A 20,746-nucleotide genomic window follows, 5' to 3' on the forward strand; every position below is an offset into this window, starting at 1 on the left:
TGGTAAATACAATATTAATTTCCAACTAACAATCATTTTATAGTAAAAAGGTAAAAAAAATCAAATAAGCTTCCACTATATGGTTTTTTATTGTATAATATTAGGACGTCGACGTAAAAATTATAAATTTGGAGGATCAAATTAATGAAAAAAGCTATTATATTATTATTAACATTAGTATTAACAATATTACCTGTATTATCTGTGAGTGCCGAATCTAACGCTCAGGAATTAGATAGTCAGGCAATCGCTGAAAGGTTTGATGAAATAAATTCAAAATATGAACTTAATGAGAAATTCAGTGAGGAAGATGCGGAGTTTGTTAAAAAGTACGCTATACCAGCTCAGCCTTCACAATCTTCACAATCTGAAGTATCTATAAATAGTTTTTGGGATGGTAATACTAAGTTCACTCTAGCTGGTTATGGTAAAGTAGGCCAAAACAGTTATGTAAAGACTGTTGGATTTATTGAAGTTCAGTTAGGTTTAGTAAGTGGAAATATGAACTTTAGTATGACTTCTAACGATGTAAATAAAATCTATCATAGTACGTTTACTAACGAAGTTAAAATTGCTGCTTATGGAGTAGTAGGAAGCGATGGTATAGGTCTAACATTAGATAGAACTTATACAAATACTTTAAATAATGCTAACTACAATAAATATCTTGATACTGATTCTTATCTAGCTAATATGGCTTATTATCAAGTTAGTGCTTCAGTTAAAGTTAAAGATACTGGTTTGACTACTTTTGTACCGATAACTATGACTAAAGAGTAAGAGAATTCAATGAATGATTGTTTAGACTGTACAATTCATGATACCTACTATTAAGGAAAAACAATTTGATATGCTTTGAGCATTGGCAACCATATGTTTTGAACATATGGTTGTTTTATATATCATTTATGTATCCTTAACTTAGGAAATCCTCTTTTCGTAATGGGAAAATCCAGGATATTCCTTTATATGATGGAAGAAAGATTTCTCGATTTGTCATAATCCAGCATCTATGTTAAGAATGGGAAAATAGAAGCAAAAAAAACCTTGCGCCCGTAATTCAGAGTACATGATCACGTGTACGATTGAATTACTGCGAAAGGAATTTTGCATAAAATCAAATGATTACTCTAGAAAAAAATACTCATGAAAGTCTGAAACACAACATATACCAGCACTCCTGACAGCATGTACATGAAACCAGCCTTCCTTTTGCTCTGGAACAATCGGAGTATGCCAAGGCTGAACAGGGGCGCAAGCACAATCAGGAACAGGAGGACGGTGACAAATACTGGCGCCGAGATATCTGAAGTATCCACGTAGGTCACGCTTCTTTTCACTCCGTTTCGTTATCGGAATTAACACAGCTATATCGACACAGCCATGACAAAAATCACATAACCCCATTATACATCTGGATTTCTTTAACAAAAAGGGAGGAAATGGGGCGAAATGATGTCAATTTTCATCTGTTATTAGACTGAAACTCTTATTTTACCTAAAAATTGGGATATTGCAGAGTAAGCGGCACCAACACGGGTGGAACGGCTGCCCAGAGCTGCCCATTCAATCTGCAAACTGCGACGGTGATAAGGTAATGTACGTTCCTCCACAACCTGTTTTAACGCGGTTTCTATCCAGGGACCTGCTTCAGAGAGCGGACCACCAATGATAATACGTTCCGGGTTGAAACTGTTGACAATATTGGTAATGCCAATCCCCAATTTGCGTCCAATCGTGTCGTATAATTTCTGAACAGTTTTGTGGCCTTGCTCCGCATAATGGATCAGCTCACGTGTGGTATGAGCAGGTAATTTCAGCTGATGATCCGGGTGTTCATAGGCTTTTTCCGAAGCGTATAACTCCCAACAACCACGATTTCCACAGGAACAAGGCAGACCTTCCGCTTCAATGGACATGTGGCCTGTTTCCCCTGCGTAACCCCACGCGCCTTTGTATAATTCACCATCTACCATGATGCCTGAACCAATCCCCATGCCTGCACTGATATAGATCATGTGACGGACACCGATGCCTGCACCAAAATTCAACTCTCCATGAGCGCCAGCATTGGCTTCATTATCGATGGTGACAGGCAGTTCAAATTCTTCTTCAAGCATGGAGCGCAGCGCTACCTTTTCCCACCCCAAGTTGGGTGCAAACAGGACTGTTCCTGCCTCATCGACCATGCCGGGCACTCCGATACCGATGCCTATGACACCGTGAGGGGAAGCAGGAGCTGCTTCAATGAGCTGTTTTGCTGCCAACTTCAATTGCTCCAATACAGAGGACACGTCATGATGTTCCAATGTCACTGCGTATTCTGTAATGATGTGTCCTTCCAGATCTGTGAGCACGCCTTTTAAATGGGTCACACTGAGTTCCAGGCCGACTGCATAGCCGGATGTCCCCCGAAACAGCAACATAAGTGGTTTGCGTCCGCCACTGGATTCCCCAGGGCCAATCTCTTGCACCAGATCATCACTAATCAGATCAGCAACCAGGTTGGATACCGTTGCTTTGTTCAGCCCGGTAACCTCGGACACTCGCGCGCGAGAAAGAGGGGCATGGCGCCGGATCGTATCGAGCACGATCGACTTGTTTATTTTTTTGACCAGCATCTGGTCTCCGGTTATTTTCATATCGTTAAGGCACTCCTATTCTTCTGATCAAAGGGTTCTGACCCACATCCGAAACAAGTTATTCGACTATTATAGCGTAAACAAGCGTGTAAAAAACAATTTTATTTTACTTTGTTTAACCAATAGACAAAGTAAATTCGATGTGTTAGGATAACGGTGTAAACGATTTCTTAAAACTATTGAGGAGGCATTTTACACATGGCCTATTTTGAATCCGTTAATAAAATTTCATTCGAAGGTAAAGATTCCAAGAATCCTTTTGCTTTTAAACATTATAATCCAGAAGAAGTGGTAGCCGGCAAATCGATGGAAGAACATTTCCGTTTCGGTATGGCTTATTGGCATACATTAACTGCAGGCGGAAGTGACCCGTTTGGTGCAGAGACAGCTGTTCGTTCGTGGGATAAATACTCGGGTCTGGACCTCGCGAAAGTACGCGTGGAAGCGGCATTTGAATTTTTGGAAAAAATGAATCTCCCGTTCTTCTGTTTCCACGATGTGGACATTGCACCAGAAGGCAACAACCTGCGCGAGTTCTACAGCAACATTGATACAATCGTTGATCTGATTGAAGATCATATGAAATCCAGCGGCAAAAAACTGCTCTGGAACACGGCGAACATGTTCTCGAACCCACGCTTCATGTTTGGTGCAGCTTCGACTTGTAACGCAGACGTGTATGCTCATGCTGCGGCACAGATCAAGAAAGGTCTGGAAGTGGGTAAACGTCTGGGCGCTGAAAACTATGTATTCTGGGGCGGACGTGAAGGTTACGACACATTGCTGAATACAGACATGCAACTGGAGCAAGACAACATTGCTCGCATGTTCCACATGGCTGTAGACTACGCGAAGGAAATTGGTTTTGACGCACAATTCCTGATCGAGCCTAAACCGAAAGAGCCAACGAAACACCAATATGACTATGATGCAGCAACTTCCATTGCTTTCTTGCAAAAATACGGTTTGGACAAACACTTCAAACTCAACCTGGAAGCGAACCATGCTACGCTGGCTGGTCACACATTTGATCACGAAATCCGCGTTGCTCGTACCAACGGTATGCTCGGTTCCCTTGATGCGAACCAAGGTGATATGCTGATCGGTTGGGATACAGATGAGTTCCCAGTTGATATGTACGATGCGACACTGACGATGTATGAAGTATTGAAAAACGGCGGTATTGGCCGCGGCGGTGTGAACTTTGACGCGAAAGTACGTCGTGGTTCCTTCGAAGCAGACGATCTGTTCCTGGCACACATCGCAGGTATGGATACGTATGCCAAAGGTCTGAAAGTAGCTGCAAAACTGATCGAAGATCGCGTATTCGATGACTTCATCGAAAAACGTTACAGCAGCTTCAGCGAAGGCATTGGTGCAGATGTGGTTGCAGGTAAAGCAACACTTGCTTCCCTTGCTGAGTATGCACTCAACAATGAAAACCCACGCAAAAACCAATCCGGACGTCAGGAATTGCTGAGAGCACAACTGAACCAGTACATTCTGGCTGATTAATAGTGGATTAGGCAGGGTTGGTCACGTCGACCACCGATGGTTATTCAACTCATATGTGTTGGACATCAGTGTCCAAACTAGCCTATGCACAAGATTAGCTTGTACCATGGAACGCCTGAACAAGCATGACATTCGGACCGTCCCCGACTTTCCCTTGGGAAGACGGGGGCGGTTTTTTGGTTAAACAAACAATGAGGTTTTTAAATTGCTGATATAAATGTTCTTCTAAAATGGTACATGCAGAACGAAGTGAGCAGAAAGGACCCGAGGAAGCAAAGCGTTCGCATTTATCCCCGGATTTCTCCCTTGCCAAAGGGATTAAAGAAAATCTGGGGGTAACGGCGATCTAAGGGTTTTCTGATCACGAAGTGACCACATGAGCATCAAGGGTTTCATTTATACAATCCTGTTACAAACGAGAGGAGTTAACCTATGAGTTACGTAATTGGTGTCGATCTGGGAACCAGTGCGGTTAAAACCGTGTTGGTCAATCGTGAAGGAAAAGTGGCATTTGAAGCATCGGAGGCATACCCGTTGTACCAGCCCAAGGCTGGATACAGTGAACAAAATCCCGAAGATTGGGTAGAGCAGACGATTGTTTCCCTGCGCAAATTGCTCGAAGTATCTGGCGTGCAGCCTTCGGAAATTGAAGGTTTGAGCTTCTCCGGACAGATGCATGGACTGGTTTTGGTGGATGCCGAAGGTAAACCACTGCGGAATGCAATCTTGTGGAATGATACACGCACAACGGCTCAGTGCCGCCGGATTGAAAAAGTGCTGGATGGCAAGCTGTTAAGCATTGCCCGGAACCGCGCCCTTGAAGGTTTTACCTTGCCAAAAATTCTGTGGGTTCAGGAGAACGAGCCTGAATTGTTACAGCAAGCATCCTTATTCCTGTTACCCAAAGACTATGTGCGTTATCGCCTGACAGGGGATTATGCCATGGATTATTCCGATGCAGCAGGTACCTTGCTGCTGGACGTTGCGGGCAAGCAGTGGAGCAATGAGATTGCAGAAGCATTCAAGCTGCCGATCTCCCTATGTCCACGTCTAGTGGAATCGTTTGAGGAAGTGGGTACCCTGTTGCCGGAGATTGCGGATCAAACAGGTCTGGCAGCTGCGACGAAAGTATACGCAGGTGGCGCGGACAATGCATGCGGTGCCATTGGCGCAGGCATTCTGAGTGAAGGACAGACGATGTGCAGCATCGGAACGTCCGGGGTGGTGCTTTCCTACGAAGAGCGTAAAGATCTCGATTTCGAAGGCAAAGTACACTTTTTCAATCATGGGGAGAAAGATGCCTTCTATATTATGGGGGTAACACTTGCCGCAGGATATAGCTTGTCCTGGTTCAAGGATACGTTTGCAGCGGACAAATCCTTTGATGTGCTCTTACAGGGCATTGATCAGATTCCGGCCGGCAGCAACGGATTATTGTTCACACCTTATATCGTTGGGGAGCGTACACCTCATCCAGATGCGAATATCCGGGGCAGCTTCATCGGTATGGATGCCGGGCACAAGCTGGAGCACTTTGGACGTGCGGTGATGGAGGGCATCACCTTCTCGCTGCGTGAATCCATTGATATTTTGCGCGGCGCAGGTAAAACCGTTAATGAAGTCATCTCTATTGGGGGTGGTGCCAAAAATGAAGCCTGGTTGCAAATGCAGGCAGATGTCTTCAACGCCACAATTGTGAAGTTGGAGAGCGAACAGGGTCCGGCTATGGGGGCAGCAATGCTGGCTGCCTATGGATGTGGCTGGTTCTCGTCTTTGCAGGAATGTGCAACGGCGTTTATTCGTCCGGCGAAGTCCTATGAGCCGAACCCGGAAACGGTTGCTGTCTATGATGGATTGTTCGCACTGTACCAGGAAGTCTATGGACAGACACGTAGTCTCAATGATCGTTTGGCTGAATACCGTTAATTCATCACATGAAACATGTATATCATACATGCAGAAGCATCCGCACAGGCGGGTGCTTTTTTTTGTCGTTCAACAAGATTAACCCCGTGAAAGGTTTCCTTGTCCTGCATATCCGCATTCCGGCTCTGCATAGATTGAGAATAGAGGATTGTGATCTGTCCAGACATCGGGTGTCCGGCGATTTTAATAGGAAGAAGCTTGAGCATGGGGGTGAAGCTTTGGATGAACATGAGGTACATGGAAGACCACATATTACCTTGTCGATGATCGTTCGTAATGAGGAGAATCGTTATCTCAAGCAGGCTTTGGAGACACATCGTGCCTGGATTGATCGTGCAGTAATCATTGATGATGGAAGCACGGATGGAACGGTGGCGATGTGCCGGGAACTTCTGGACGGTATTCCACTTGTATTGGTGGAGAACGCTTCTTCACGTTTTGCAGACGAAGTAAGCTTGAGGAAACAACAATGGGAAGAAACAGTGGCGACCGATCCGGAATGGATTTTGAATCTGGATGCGGATGAGATTCTAACCAGTGATTTTGGGGCTGTACGCGATCTGCTGCTTCGTGGCAACGAGGATGCGATTTATTTCAGATTGTTTGATATGTGGAGTGATACGCATTACCGGGAAGATGAGTTCTGGCAAGCCCATGCCTACTATCGGCCGTTCCTGATTCGTTATCATCCGGGGATGAGCTATGAATGGAAGGAAACACCCCAGCATTGTGGGCGTTTTCCGTTAACGATCCAGCATTGGAGTTATGGATGTCATGCTCCCCGGGTGAAGCATTATGGATGGGCGCGGGAAGAAGACCGCATCCGCAAATATGAGCGCTATCAAGCATTGGACCCTGAAGCAAGATACGGTTGGAAGGAACAGTACGAATCGATATTGGATCAAGAGCCACGACTGTTGGCATGGGTCGAATAAGGAGAGGGGGAGTGAGCACGTTGAGCAAGAAAGACCCGTTACACCAATCGCAAGAGGAATCCAAACCTCCAATAGAGCCGAATTCCCAAGAAAATGAGGAACAGAAAGAGAAGCAACATCAAAACCAACATGAAAGCCATGTAGAGAGCCAAATAAAGAGCCAAATAAATAGCCAGAGTAATCATCGACCGTCCAGGCGTTCTGTTATATCGAAGGAAACCCGTGAACCGGAAAATCTTGAAACGCTTGTCCAGGAAAGAATACTGATTGCCAGCCCGGTTCGTCAGACAACTCCGGTGCTGCGTGAATTTTTGGATTCTCTGCATGCACTGGAACGAACAACAGTGAAGACGGATTATCTGTTTGTTGACGATAACGAGGAAGAAGCTGCGTCGAATATATTACGTGAATTTGTGCTCCAGCATGAAGGGACGGTTATTCAGGCAGATGAACATAGCAGTGATAGTCCTGACAACAAAGGGTTGTACACCAAGGATGAGGGAGGCCACTATTGGCAGGATGAACAGATTTGGCGTGTAGCTGGTCTGAAAAACCGCATTTTGAATTATGCACGCGACAACGAGTACGATGCTGTTTTCTTGATAGACTCTGATCTGGTGCTGCATCCGCGGACATTGGAACAACTCGTATCGAGCGGCAAAGACATCGTGTCCAATATCTTTTGGACCCGGTGGCAGCCGGGGGCCAGGGAAATGCCTCAGGTATGGCTGCAAGATGAGTATGCTTTGTATCGTCGAGGCGGCAAATCTTCAGCCGGAAATGAAGCGGAAGACGAGGGCGCGCAAACGACTGCTTTTCTGAATCAACTGCGGATACCAGGTTGTTACGAAGTTGGAGGGTTGGGGGCATGTACGCTCATTCGCAAAAATGTTCTGGCCGCCGGGGTTTCCTATGACCAGATTCCGAATGTATCCTTCTGGGGCGAAGATCGTCATTTCTGTATCCGTGCGCAGGCACTTGGTTTTCGCCTTTTCGTTGATACGCATCTCCCTGCGTACCACATCTACCGTTTGTCCGAACTGCCGGGGGTAGCTGCCTTTAACCGCAGAGCCAGACGTGGGGAAGAGACGATCAGCATTACGCTCTGTATGATTGTGAAAAATGAAGAAGCATCCCTCGCCAGATGTCTGGACTCGGTCAACGGCATTACCGATGAGATTGTGATCGTTGATACCGGTTCAACGGATCGTACCCGTCAGATCGCTTCCAGATATACGGATCGTATCGTTGATTTTGAATGGGTGGATGACTTTGCAGCAGCACGCAACTTTGCCTTCGATCAGGCGAAGAGCGAATATATTCTGTGGCTGGATGCCGACGATGTATTTGAAGCGGAAGATCGGGCGAAGCTTATTGCCTTGAAACGTTCGCTGGACCCGGCTGTTGATAGTGTCACAATGGATTACAATCTGTCATTTACGGCAGAAGGCAAAGTATCCTACAGTCTGCGCCGGAATCGCCTGGTGCGTCGAGATCGGCAATTTCGCTGGATTGGCGCGGTGCATGAATATCTGGCTGTAGCAGGCAATCTGCTGCATAGTGACATAGCGGTTACCCACAAGAAAGATAAGGAGTATACCGATCGGAATCTGCGTATCTATCGCAAGAGGGAACAGACCGGAGAGGAATTCTCACCGCGTGACTTATACTATTTTGGCAATGAACTGAAGGACCATGGACAGCATGAGGATGCGGTGAAGTACTATGAAAAGTTTCTGGACACCGGGCTGGGTTGGGTGGAAGACCAGATTGCGGCTTGCCAGAAAATTGCGGATTGTGAAGCTGCACTTAAACGATCAGAACAGGAAGTAACAGCGTTGTTCCGATCATTCGCCTATGATCTGCCAAGAGCCGAGATTTGCTGTCGATTGGGTGGTTATTTTGCCGACCGTGAAGATTATCGCAAAGCCCTGTTCTGGTATGAACAAGCGACTCGTGCAGTACGTCCTGATGATCCTATGGTGGTGCTAAATGAAGCAGCCTGGACCTGGATGCCGCATCTGCAACTATGTGTCTGTTATGACCGGATGGGTAACCGTGCCAAGGCCCGGGAACATAATGATATCGCACTCGCCTATCATCCAACACATCCGAGCATGTTATATAACGATCGTTACTTTAAAGATCTGGAGAAGGATAACGTATTGGAGAAGGCTTAGCATGAAGGTCTCAATGATGCCTCTTTCGTGGAATTCAATGGGTGAATCATCCCCATGTCCATGGAGAGGTTTTTTTACGTAGCAATGCAATGACTCCATAGTATCGATTGAATACGGATTCACTTTGGAAATGGATTAATGTATTTCATCCAGGGGAGGATATGCTTTACAATAATGAATAACGGAAAAGCAGTGAACATGATTACCTGTCTTCGGCTGCCGAATTGATGAAATAAGGGGAACTGGATATGAATCTGACGGAAGTACTATTGGAGTCGAGGCTGGTCGCGATTGTGCGCGGTATTAGCCGTGAAGCGGCAGTAACAGCTGGACAAGGCATGACGAGTGGTGGAATTCGACTGATGGAAGTCACGCTGAACACACCTGGAGCACATGATATTATTGCAGACTGGCGTGAGCGGCATGAAGGAAAGGCTTATGTCGGAGCTGGTACGGTACTGAATGTGCAGATGGCGAAGGAAGCGGTCGCTGCAGGAGCACAGTTTCTGGTGTCCCCCAATGTCGATCTGTCTGTCATTGAATATGCTGTAGAACATGGTGTCGAGATCTGGCCTGGAGCCATGACACCAACGGAGATTGTCGCAGCCCATGAGGCGGGAGCACGTGTTGTGAAGCTGTTTCCGATGGCGAGCCTGGGCATACCGTATCTGCGGGAGATTAAAGCTCCGCTGAACCATATCCCGCTGTTGGCAACAGGCGGCGCTACACTGGAGAATATTGCTGACTATTATGCAGCAGGTGCTGCTGCCGTAGGTCTGGGAAGTGCACTTTTACCACGTGAAGCCCTTGTAGCAGGAGATCATGAGCAGATTGCAGCATGTGCACGGAGATTTGTGGAAGCAGCTGAAGTTTAGACTTCAGCGAAAGATGAGGGATATGTCCATTTGGGTATATATTAAGGTAGCTTTAGATCAATTGCTGGATTATTCGTTATCATAAGAACCGATGTCGTTTAACGTGCCGTTCATTCTAGTGTCGTATGATGGATGTATGCCAGAATTCGGAGAGGAGAGATGCCCTGTGAAAGCTAAAACAATGATTGGCGGCATGCTGGCCGTTGCTGCAGTAACGGCAGGTGGATTATGGAAGGCGGCGGTAAAGAGCCAGACACCCAAGAAGATTCCGATCACACTGACACCTCCAATGCCATTTGAGGATGTGACCTTTGACAGTGGGGGAGGTCGGGTGCATGGGTGGTTCATCCCGGCCAGAGCTGATATTCCGAAACCATGGCCTCTCGTGATTATTGCACATGGCTGGGGCTCCAATCGCTCTCGTGTTCTACGTTATGCGAGGCCGATCTGGGAAGCAGGATATGCCCTGTTTATGTATGATGTCCGCAGTCATGGGGCCAGTGATCCGGTTCGTGCTGCATCTGCCTATCTGTTCCGGGATGATCTGCTGGCGGCATTGCAGTATACGTCTGCACGGCCAGAGATTGATGCATCTGCTATCGGTGTGCTTGGACATTCACTGGGTGGACTGGGTACGATTCTTGCAGTGACGGAAGGCATTCCGGTATCAGCAGTAATTACGGATTCCATGCCATCGCAATTTGAGGTTATTGTCAGTTCGGAGCTGAGACGCCGACGTCTGCCTCTGTTTCCCCTGGCCCAGTTAATTCCGAGAATCTGGTTCTGGCGACTGGGTGAATCTCTGAAATCCTATCGTCAGCGCGATCCGGTGATGATGCTGAATGAACGGCGCAGAGGGATGCAACTCCCGTTGCTCATGGTGCACTCCAAGGGAGATAATTTTATTCCTCCGAGTGAGCTTGAATATTTTATGTCCAAAGCCGATCCGCCTGTGGAACATCTATGGGTTAATAGCGGAGGCCACAGTTGTTCCGAGGAAGATCCTGCCTTCTGGGATACCGTTATTCCATTTCTGAAAACCCATGTTCATGGTCAGGCGAAGTTGAATGATTCGTCTATAGCGAGTAGTTAACGGGATAGAACAGCCTACATAAGCGTGCAGGCTAACAGAGAAAACGCCAACGTGGTTGGCGTTTTTTTGCTGTTATGAGCAATATGCAGAAATTCACAATTGTAAAATTGACGGGTAAAGACGATTAAAAAGGAAGCTTATGGTATCATAGAGTAGACTGGCAATATTCATGCGAGGTTATTTGTTATGCTTCTTTGTATGAAATTGAAGGGAGAGGTCCAGATTTGAGTTTGAATTGGAAGTTCAATGTACGTATCAAAATGTTCGCAACCAAAGCAACAACTGCAGCGATGGCAACACTGCTGCTTGCTTCGCAAACACCAGGTTTTGCAGGCAGCGCATCAGCCGCGCAAGCAGAGCAGGTGAACGAAGCAACAACGGGGGAAAATGAACAACTAGACGCAACCAGCAATGACGTGCCAGAGGGAGCGAAAATCTCATCCAGGCAAGCCAGTGAAAATATACTTAGATTATTTCCATTGTTAAAAAAAGCAACGATCTCATCTGCACGATTCGATTCACCTAATTCCTATCCACCGCCAGACTACAAGGCATGGGAGATTGGATTCCAGATTACACAAGGCAATCATACATCGGGATTCAGTGGGACTGTACATGCAGGCACAGGGGAAGTGTTAAGTGTACATCTACCATCGGATATTCTGGATAAACATGTCTCGGGATCGGATGTTAAGCTAACGAAAGCTGAAGCCGAAGAGAAGGCCGTGGCACTGTTGTATCAAGCGATTCCAGGCTTGAAGGATACGGAGTATGCTCCGCTAGGAGATCTGTATTCTTCCATCGAACAAGAGTCTTTGTTTGGCAGAACAGAATATCGATATGCTTACCAGTTAAAACATGACGGATTGTTATCTGACGCAGAGACAGTCTACATCAATGTGGATGAAAGTGGTTTGGTGACAGGTTACTCACGAGGTACTACCGCTGCTAAATATCCTTCATCGAAACCGACAGCTTCGGAAGAGAAGGCCAGACAGCAGTTTGAAGAACAGTTTGATGTAGAGCTGGCTTATATCTCCAAAGATCGGTCGTCTTCCAAACAGGGTCAGCAGTATTACCTTGGATATACACCGAAGAATATCAGCATTGTCCCGATTGAAGCCAATACGTTGGAACGGATTAATACATTAACAGGCAAAGCAGTGGACGAGGATTCTTTACAGCAGGATACGAAGTTGCAAGGGGACGTGACGCCTTTTGTTCCAAGCAATGGTACAAGATTAAATGTACAGCAGGCCGCCAATCGGGTGGTAACGAACTTTGATATTCCCAAAGGTTACAAGCTAGAGCATAGCCAGTTAAGCAAAGGTTTTTTTGCAAGTCCGAACAATCAGGTATGGAGTCTGAGCTGGAGCGATCGAAGTGCCAATACGTCCTATATGTTCATGCGGGATATTTCAGCACAGGTGGATGCAGTGACTGGGCAGATCTACAGCTATACGATGATGCAACGCATTGGACCAGAGCAGGAAAAGCAGACTGAAGAGAAAACAGGCAAATTAATTACCCGAAAGCAGGCTGAGAAACTGGCGATGAACACGGTGATTGCGTTAGTTCCAGATGCAACGGAGCAATTTAGATTGGCTAACGTTATTGAGGTAGACGATGCTCGTACGTTTATGTTCCAACGCTATCTGAATGAAATTCCGGTGAAAGATGATACAGCACAAGTTCAGGTGTTGAACGATGGAACCGTGAACGAGTTCTATACACGCATTGCAGCAACGCCTGAACAATTGCCAGCAGATGATAAGCCAGCCATCAGTTATGAAGAGGCCAAGGCGCTCTATCTGGAGGAGTTCAAGCTGGTCCTCGCATATTCCCGTTATGGCGGGTATGGTCTGAATAATGGTCAAGTTATTCCGGTGGGAGTTAACCTTGCTTATATGCCAACCCGGGATGAGAACTCCATCTATGGCACTTATGAAGTACTGGATGCTAACACGGGAGAGTGGAAGCTTCAATACGGGGAGACAGGTGCTGCAAGCAAGACAGAACCTACGGATATCTCAGGCCATGTGGCCGAAGATGCGCTTCGCAATATGACACAGCATGGCGTGTTGCTAGCGGATGAGCAGGGACGTGTATTCCCGGATCGGGTGATCACCCGAGGAGACTGGTTTAACTATTTGGCAAGAGCGATTAACCCGAATATGGATCTGTATTATAGTGGGGACGGAGATGACAAGCTATACGCTGATGTGACCCCTGACAGCCCTTATTATAAGGCAATCAAGGTGTTAATCGATCAACGCTGGCTTGCCGGAGCGGACCCAGAACAGAATCTGAACCCGCAAGAAGAGATGACCCGTGAAGAATTGGCGGTGCTGCTTGTACGCATACTGCGCTATGAGAAGCTGGCCGGATTCTACACATTGCCATCGGATCTTCCCAATATCGCAGATGCCAGTGCCATTTCGAGTAAAGGGGCGGTTTCCCTGAGTTTGAAGCTGGGATTACTTCCTTCGATCGAGGGACGTTTCATGCCTGCACGCAAAGTGACGGTAGCTGAAGCTTCACAGGTATTGGAACGACTTGCCAAACTTCAAGGCAAGACCGATACGTTTATGAGTGGCAATCGTCTGTATTAGACGAGGAATCACACATATTACGCCCGTCCGAATCATAGGATGAAGATAACGGGTACTCGTGATTCAACGAATTGAAGATCAAAGGGACCTTCCATAGAAGGTCTCTTTTGATTTGCTTTTACAAAACTAGAATGACGCCAGAGCCTTTTGTGATACAATAAGGCGTGAGAACTTTGCAAAGAAGGGTGGGTTCCTTTCATGGGTAAGAACGGGAAACGAATTATCACCGTACTGCTGGCAGGCTGTCTGATTGCTGTAGCGTTACCACGTACGGTTGATCTGGATCAACTGTACGCTGCATCAGGGACATCGGATATATCCACGGCAACGGATTTGCGCCAGACCTTGCTTACCGCAATGTCACAGCGGACGGAGGAACTTGTTTTTACATACAAAGGCAATGTGAAAGGCCTCAAAAAACAATTACAAACCTCCATCGATGAGGCAATGAAGAGTGACCCCTATATCCAATATACCGTTAAAAGTTACGCATTTAATTATAAAGGCTCCAATGTATCGGCCGAAGTACATGTGACGCTTTCCTACCGGGAGACCAAGGAACAGACCGATTATGTGAATCGTAAAGTCACGAATGTGTTGAAAGAAATCATCAAACCCGGCATGACGGATCATGAGAAGGTCAAGGTCATCCATGACTGGATTGTACTTAACCTGTCCTACGATACTTCGCTCAAGAAATATACGGCCTACGACGGGCTTGTTACAGGCAGTACCGTCTGTCAGGGATACTCATTGCTGGCTTATCGAATGCTGGAGCGAGTAGGCATCGATAACCGGATTGTGGAAGGTACAGCAGGCGGGCAGCTTCATGCCTGGAATATCGTGAACCTGGACGGCAAGTGGTATCACATGGACACCACCTGGGATGATCCTACTCCTGACCGGAAAGGTAAGGTAAGCCACAGCTATTATTTGCTGAGTGATGATGAGATGGCACGTGACCATATCTGGACAGGCAAAAGCAAGTACCCTGCTGCGCCAGCCCCATATCGAGAAGCTTTATTAAAGCTCGTGAAGGCCGGAGATAGCAAAAAGGCCGCTTATCAGAAGCTGTACCATGCTCTGGACTATTCCCTGTATGATGAACAGGATGCCGTTAAAGGTCATGCTGCGCTGAAGACCAAGGTTCAAGGTACACTGAAGGAAGGCGGAACCTCGCTCACGTTCAGGTACAAGGGTACGGAGGCTGGACTGATCGAAGATTTACAGGATTTGTACCAGCTTGGTATGAAATCGATATCTTATTATGTGTCCAAAATGGAAGGTACCACAGATCTACGTGTCAAAATTAACTGGACGTTATAAACATCGTTATAAGCAGGATGCTCCGCTTGAGGAGTGTCCTTTTTTGCGTTCAATTTGTGTTCAACGACAAGTGTTTTTGTGTTGTCTATTTTTTGTATATGTCGCTTTGCTATTCTATTCTTCGGCGCATGCCAACATTACGTACGAGGAGGATATGCAAAAAATGAGGAAAAAAGTGAGCATAGTGATCATTGCTCTGTTGCTGGTCACACAAATGATGCAGGGTTGGATATTAACACCAACGATGCATGCTCAGGATGAATTAACTAATTTGCCAGCCAGTGCAATCAGTGATACAGCGGTAGAAGATGGTTCGGCAGGTTCGGGAGAAGTGAAAGAAGATCCTGCCATTCCGGAAGAAGATAAGGATGTCAGTACTCCGGAAGATCAGGAGGATAATACGATGCATCTGCTTGGTGCAGCTGCAGGTCCGGTAATTACAGAGCAATTAATTACGAGTGTGCAGATGTACAATCAGGCACCGCAAGATAATGGAAATGGAACGATTGATATCAAAGGCGATAAAATTGAGGATATTCGTCCACGCATTCAGGATGAGGTGGCTGTCGTCTTTACATGGGGGCTTGCAAATGACACCCACAACTACAGCGATGGTTCCACGTTTACCTTCAACTTGCCGGATAAATTCATCATTGGATCACAGCTTAAGGGCGATCTGGATGGCGGTGTTGGGGAGTATGTGGTGAATCCAGATGGCACAATCATCTTTACCTTTAACGAACTGATCGAGCATGCGCAGTTGGAAGGCAACTTCTACGTGTGGATTAAGTTTGATGAGAGCAAGATGGAAGATGGATTGAAACAACAGATAGACTTTAGCTCTGTGGGGCAGGGCATCATTAATGTGCATTTTGCCAACACAGCCGTAGATAAATTGAAGAAATCGGGAAGCGCAAACAAAGACAATTTCAACTCGGATGAAATTAAATGGACTGTAGATTTTAACCAAGGCGAGAAGGCTTTGAAAAATGCGTTTCTTACAGATACATTGCCAACAAACCTTGAACTCAAGGGCAATATCGAAATTCGTGAATTGGAAGTGCAATTGAATGGATCTGTAAAAGAAGGTCCAATAGTTCAAACGGAACCACAGTTTCCAATTGTATTGGGAGACACGGATAAGGCCTATCGTGTAACCTATACGACAAGTGTTAAAGCACCAACCACTGCTCCGTTCACCAATGTGGAGTTTCAAAACCAGGTTGCGCTTACAACGGATCAGAGCGAGCATAACGAGACGGATATTGGCCGAGTTCGTGTGAGTTTTAACGAGCCTTTGAACAAGTCCGGCCAAGATAGTGCGTATGATCCGGTGACACAGACAATCACATGGAAAGTGCAATATAACTACAATCAGCAAGAAATCATGCAAGCGAATGCATGGATTGAAGACCGTTTTGATACGGCCAAACAGCAACTGATCAACAATTCCGTCAACGTATACCAGGTGGATATTAATGCGAGCGGAGCGGCTTCGAACAGAACGCTGGTGAATCCGAATGAATACACACTTGAAGCGGTGGGTACAGGGTTCGATGATGGCTTCAGATTACATTTTAAGAACGACATTAACAAGGCCTATGAGATCGAATATGATACACAATCCATTCATCGTGTTTATACGAATGACACCATTACGAACACAGTGAACATGTATGATGGCACTTCCAAAACAGGCCGGAAAGACATTCGGGAAGTCATTTTTGCCAAAAGCGTAAAAAGTGAAAACTTCAACACCAAAGAAATCGAATGGCAGATAGTTTTGAACCGTGATTTGCAGGACATGACGGATATCGTCATTACCGACAATTACGAAGGCAGACACATGAAGCTGATTCCGGGTAGTCTTCAAGTGAGTGGGGTTAACAAAGACGACTTCGAATTGACTCCAGACCCGGCTGATCCAACGTATGAAAAAGGATTCTCTGTTCGCCTAAAGGACGGCGTTACCATTAACACGGAACATGTCATTACCTATACGACAAGCTTTGATCCGACGGCAGGTATGCCAACGGATAATGAATATCGCAACTCGGCCAAGGTCGATTGGAAAGAGTCCAATGTAGCACAGACTGCGATTACCAAGTCGGCTATGGTCAAACCGCAAGAGTACACCATTCAAAATGGTAACAAAAAGGGCGAATACAGCGCCAAAGACAAAACGATCACGTGGACAATTGATGTAAACTACAACTTGTTTGATATTCAGGAGGCTATCCTTAAGGATGCCTACACGGGTAACCAATCTTTTGTAGACGGTTCATTAAAAGTTCATGAGTTAGAGTTACAGGGAGCCAATAATGTTACTGCTGTAGGTAGCGAGGTTCCGCTCACACCTGGTCAATTCCAGCTGAACCCGGACGGTAAAGGTTTTACATTGGATCTGGGGAACATCGGCAAAGCAGCTTATCGCATTCAGTATCAAACGAGCCTGGATGGACCTTATTCCGTCGAAGGCACGTATGCCAACCAGGCTGTACTAACCGATGGTGAGGGCGGTGAAGAGCGCTTTAACAGATCAGCGAGCGTCACGCCAGCTCACGGTGGTGTGTATGTACAAAAAACAGGTCAACAGATCGGTACAACGGATAAAGCATCATGGACGGTAAATATCAATCCAAGTCAATCTTATGTTCCAGCGGGTACATCATTAACAGATACCTTGTCGGAGAATCAAATTTTATTGGCGGACTCCTTAAAATTATATGCAACGAACCTGCCTGCCAACAATTCAGGCAATGTATCCAACAAAGCTGGACTGGTTGATCCGGCAGATTATGAATTGACCGTTGAAGGTAATACATTTACCCTCACCTTCAATAAAGATATCCATACGGCATTCATTCTAGAATATCAGTCCTATATTAATGCCGATCATGGCGCCCGAATTGAGAATAAAGTTGAATTTGCAGGTCAGTCCTCCTCAGTGGTGGGAGAAGGCAATCAGGTGGGTATCAAAGTTTCATTGGCTGGAGCGGGTGGAGGAGCCTCTACTGGTCTGGGCAAGATTAGAATCCACAAAGTCAGTGATACTGGGCTTCCACTGGAAGGAGCCATATTCGCAATCTATAATGCGTCTGGAACTACGCTCCTGGAAACATTGAAACCAACGGACGAGAATGGTGTGGTTGAAAGCTCCAGAAACTATCGATTAAACAATCTAACCAACGGTATACCTTATAAGTTAAAAGAATTATCTGCACCGGCAGGATACATGGTTGATCCAGAGTATGGCTCTGCCTCAGGTAAAACGATTGAATTCAAGGATGCGGATATTGCCTTTGACATTGAAAATAAAAAGATTCGACAAGGCTTCGAATTAACTAAGGTAGATGCCATTGAATCATCCAAGAAGCTCCAGGGTGCAACCTTTGAATTGTACTTGAACAATGGCGCAACCCGAGAGAAAATAGACGAGTTGACGACAGGGGAAGATGGGAAAATCGCCAAAGGTGATCTCTTACCTGGGGATTATGAATTGGTAGAGGTTGTGGCACCCGAGTTTTATCAGTTGGATGCTACCCCGATTCCCTTCACCATCGTAGAGAATCAGACTCAGATTATTACACTGACGAAGTCGAATGCCATAGGGGCAGGTGGCAAACTTGTCGTTACCAAAGTCAATGCGAAGGATCAGTCCGTATTAAGTGGAATTGAATTCGAATTGCGTGATCACTCCAATGCGATCATCGATACGAAAGTAACGGATCTGAACGGGGTCATTGAATTCGATGGATTAACCTATGGTTCATATACATTGGTAGAGACCAAGGCAGAAGGTTTTGTCATTGAACAGCCGGAGACGCTTGTATCTATTATCCAACCGGAAACGCAATTGACTATTGAAAATAAAGAAAATAATCGTTCCGTGAAATTGATTAAAACCAATGCGGGTCGAACTCAGCATCTACAAGGTGCAGTGTTTGAATTACGGGCTCAAACTGCATTGATGGATGCAAATGGGAATTGGGAGTTCCACAAGGTAACAGGTCTGGATGAAGCCACACTGACAACCAATCAGCAAGGTGAAATTGTACTTAAAGACCTGGATGTCAATAAATATCAGTTGGTCGAAATAAAAGCACCTAACGGATATATCTTGGACACAACACCTGTACCATTTGAAATTACGAACATACAAACCGAAGCCATAGTTGTAGAAAAAACAAATCAGGCTATCCCGGTATCGGGCGGTGGATCGAGTGGACCTTATAATCCGGGGACACCTACTACGGGTGTAACACCAGATCCGGAGAAACCAGTAACACCGGGACCAGAAAAACCAGGAACGTCTGTCCCAGGTACAGTGGTTACTGGACCTACTGAACCTGGAGACGGAACCGAGCTTCCAACAGATGAAGATAACGGAGTAACTCCTCCTTCGCCTGGCGTCTCCAACGGTGACGACACTGCACCTCCAGCGGGGGATACAGATACAGCGGATGGGGATAGCGCATTGGCACCTTCTGCGGGAACGGATACAGATGGATCGCAGGGGACTGGGAATTCTGCATCACAGCAGACCGGAAACTCTGCATCACAGGGAATGCTGCCGAAGACAGGCGAAGAGAGCACATGGGCTTTCACTGTGGCAGGCATGATGCTCATGGCATTGGGTAGTGTGGGATACGTTTACTTCCGACGTAGACAACTGCTTCAGCGTTAGATCGCACGCAGCACGTAATACAGGAATAGATCATTTTCAGATAAAACAGATAAAAAACACCCTCTAGCTTCACAAGTGACCCAGAGTCACGGTGTGAATATACTAGAGGGTGTTTTATTTCTGCTGAACCTGAGGGAGGATCAAAATCCGGCAACCTCCGGATTCACCTCAATAGCTCTTACAATTAGCCGATGTGTTGGATTGACGAGTGGATCACAGGTAATCAAGGTAAGGACCTGTCCAAGTCCGGGATCTTCCAGCACAGATAAGTCATTTGGCTCCACAACAGATATTTGATCTACCTTATATTGAATAATTCTTCGATCTGCCAAAGTGACTTCCATTAAATCGCCAATCTGTAGTTCTCCCAAGCGATTGAACAGTCGTCCTTTTTTGTGCGCGCGATGAGCGGCAATGGCGGCATTACCTTTGTTCCCAATCTTAGTGGTTTCGACAAGATGGGTTGCAGCTACCTTCATGTTTGCTTCTGTGGCACCTTCCAGAATCGGTAAGTGGACATCAATCTTGTCAATCGATAGTACACCCAACGTATTCGACGATGTCTCTTGCACTGGTTCTGTATTTTCAGTAGTCGGCTCGGCGGAAGCTGTATCCTGTATGCCTTGTTCGAAGGCGTGATTCAGCTTGGACAAGCCGTCTTGCAATTGCTCCAGATCGTTCATCACACGGGTTTGCTGCCAGTCATAATACGTTTCCCGCAGGAAAGGAAAGCTGATGATCAGCATGCCCAGCAGAATGAGCAGGATAGAGAATTTTTTCATTATGCATCAACTCCCGTTGTTCAAGAAAAATAGTATACCTTTATCTATTTTTACTTACAGACCTATACAAAATATGGACAGGAGACGAAAGGACGAAGAGGTACAGGAAGGTTCGAAGGGGCCGTCACCAAAAAACCTCCCCGTATCGCTACAGAATGAAAACTGCAACGCCA

13 protein-coding genes are annotated in these 20,746 nt (G+C 46.1%); 10 read left to right on the forward strand and 3 right to left on the reverse strand.

Translation table 11 applies throughout. From position 1 onward, the window contains the following. Positions 1-144: 144 nt before the first annotated feature. Positions 145-780 (forward strand): hypothetical protein, encoded by a 636-nt coding sequence (locus tag ACX9NY_RS28295; RefSeq protein ID WP_342571076.1) that lies wholly within the window; start codon positions 145-147, stop codon positions 778-780. A gap of 350 nt (positions 781-1,130) precedes the next feature. Here ACX9NY_RS28295 and ACX9NY_RS28300 read toward each other — a convergent pair whose 3' ends face one another. Then, positions 1,131-1,328, reverse strand: a complete 198-nt coding sequence (locus ACX9NY_RS28300) for a hypothetical protein (RefSeq protein ID WP_342571075.1) — start codon at positions 1,326-1,328, stop codon at positions 1,131-1,133. 147 nt (positions 1,329-1,475) lie between these two features. Beyond that, positions 1,476-2,642 (reverse strand): ROK family transcriptional regulator, encoded by a 1,167-nt coding sequence (locus ACX9NY_RS28305; RefSeq protein WP_339237778.1) that lies wholly within the window; start codon positions 2,640-2,642, stop codon positions 1,476-1,478. 198 nt (positions 2,643-2,840) lie between these two features. On the opposite strand from ACX9NY_RS28305, the gene xylA reads away from it, so the two are divergent. From xylA to ACX9NY_RS28350, 9 genes are all read left to right on the forward strand, one after another. Continuing rightward, positions 2,841-4,157, forward strand: coding sequence for a xylose isomerase (xylA, locus tag ACX9NY_RS28310; protein WP_253440956.1), 1,317 nt, complete (start codon positions 2,841-2,843; stop codon positions 4,155-4,157). A gap of 432 nt (positions 4,158-4,589) precedes the next feature. After that, entirely contained in the window at positions 4,590-6,083 is a 1,494-nt protein-coding gene (gene xylB, locus ACX9NY_RS28315; RefSeq protein WP_339237774.1) for a xylulokinase, read from the forward strand. Between the two features lie 62 nt (positions 6,084-6,145). Next, entirely contained in the window at positions 6,146-7,018 is an 873-nt protein-coding gene (locus ACX9NY_RS28320; protein WP_339237772.1) for a glycosyltransferase family 2 protein, read from the forward strand. Between the two features lie 1,109 nt (positions 7,019-8,127). Continuing rightward, positions 8,128-9,198 carry a glycosyltransferase gene (locus ACX9NY_RS28325; RefSeq protein WP_445252847.1) on the forward strand — a complete coding sequence of 357 codons (1,071 nt, stop codon included), beginning with the start codon at positions 8,128-8,130 and terminating at the stop codon, positions 9,196-9,198. 248 nt (positions 9,199-9,446) lie between these two features. Then, positions 9,447-10,073 carry a bifunctional 4-hydroxy-2-oxoglutarate aldolase/2-dehydro-3-deoxy-phosphogluconate aldolase gene (locus ACX9NY_RS28330; RefSeq protein ID WP_339237768.1) on the forward strand — a complete coding sequence of 209 codons (627 nt, stop codon included), beginning with the start codon at positions 9,447-9,449 and terminating at the stop codon, positions 10,071-10,073. A gap of 166 nt (positions 10,074-10,239) precedes the next feature. Then, positions 10,240-11,166 (forward strand): alpha/beta hydrolase, encoded by a 927-nt coding sequence (locus ACX9NY_RS28335; protein WP_472476343.1) that lies wholly within the window; start codon positions 10,240-10,242, stop codon positions 11,164-11,166. Between the two features lie 224 nt (positions 11,167-11,390). After that, positions 11,391-13,778, forward strand: coding sequence for an S-layer homology domain-containing protein (locus ACX9NY_RS28340; RefSeq protein ID WP_472476344.1), 2,388 nt, complete (start codon positions 11,391-11,393; stop codon positions 13,776-13,778). 198 nt (positions 13,779-13,976) lie between these two features. Beyond that, positions 13,977-15,104: a transglutaminase domain-containing protein gene (locus tag ACX9NY_RS28345; RefSeq protein ID WP_339237762.1), complete on the forward strand. Its 1,128-nt coding sequence runs from the start codon at positions 13,977-13,979 to the stop codon at positions 15,102-15,104. A 163-nt stretch (positions 15,105-15,267) separates the two neighbouring features. Next, complete coding sequence (locus ACX9NY_RS28350) at positions 15,268-19,791, forward strand: collagen binding domain-containing protein (RefSeq protein WP_472476346.1); 4,524 nt, start codon at positions 15,268-15,270, stop codon at positions 19,789-19,791. 140 nt (positions 19,792-19,931) lie between these two features. Here ACX9NY_RS28350 and ACX9NY_RS28355 read toward each other — a convergent pair whose 3' ends face one another. Beyond that, positions 19,932-20,573 (reverse strand): class D sortase, encoded by a 642-nt coding sequence (locus ACX9NY_RS28355; protein WP_472476348.1) that lies wholly within the window; start codon positions 20,571-20,573, stop codon positions 19,932-19,934. Between the last annotated feature and the right edge of the window lie 173 nt (positions 20,574-20,746).

Source organism: Paenibacillus sp. CB74 (genome assembly GCF_055687625.1).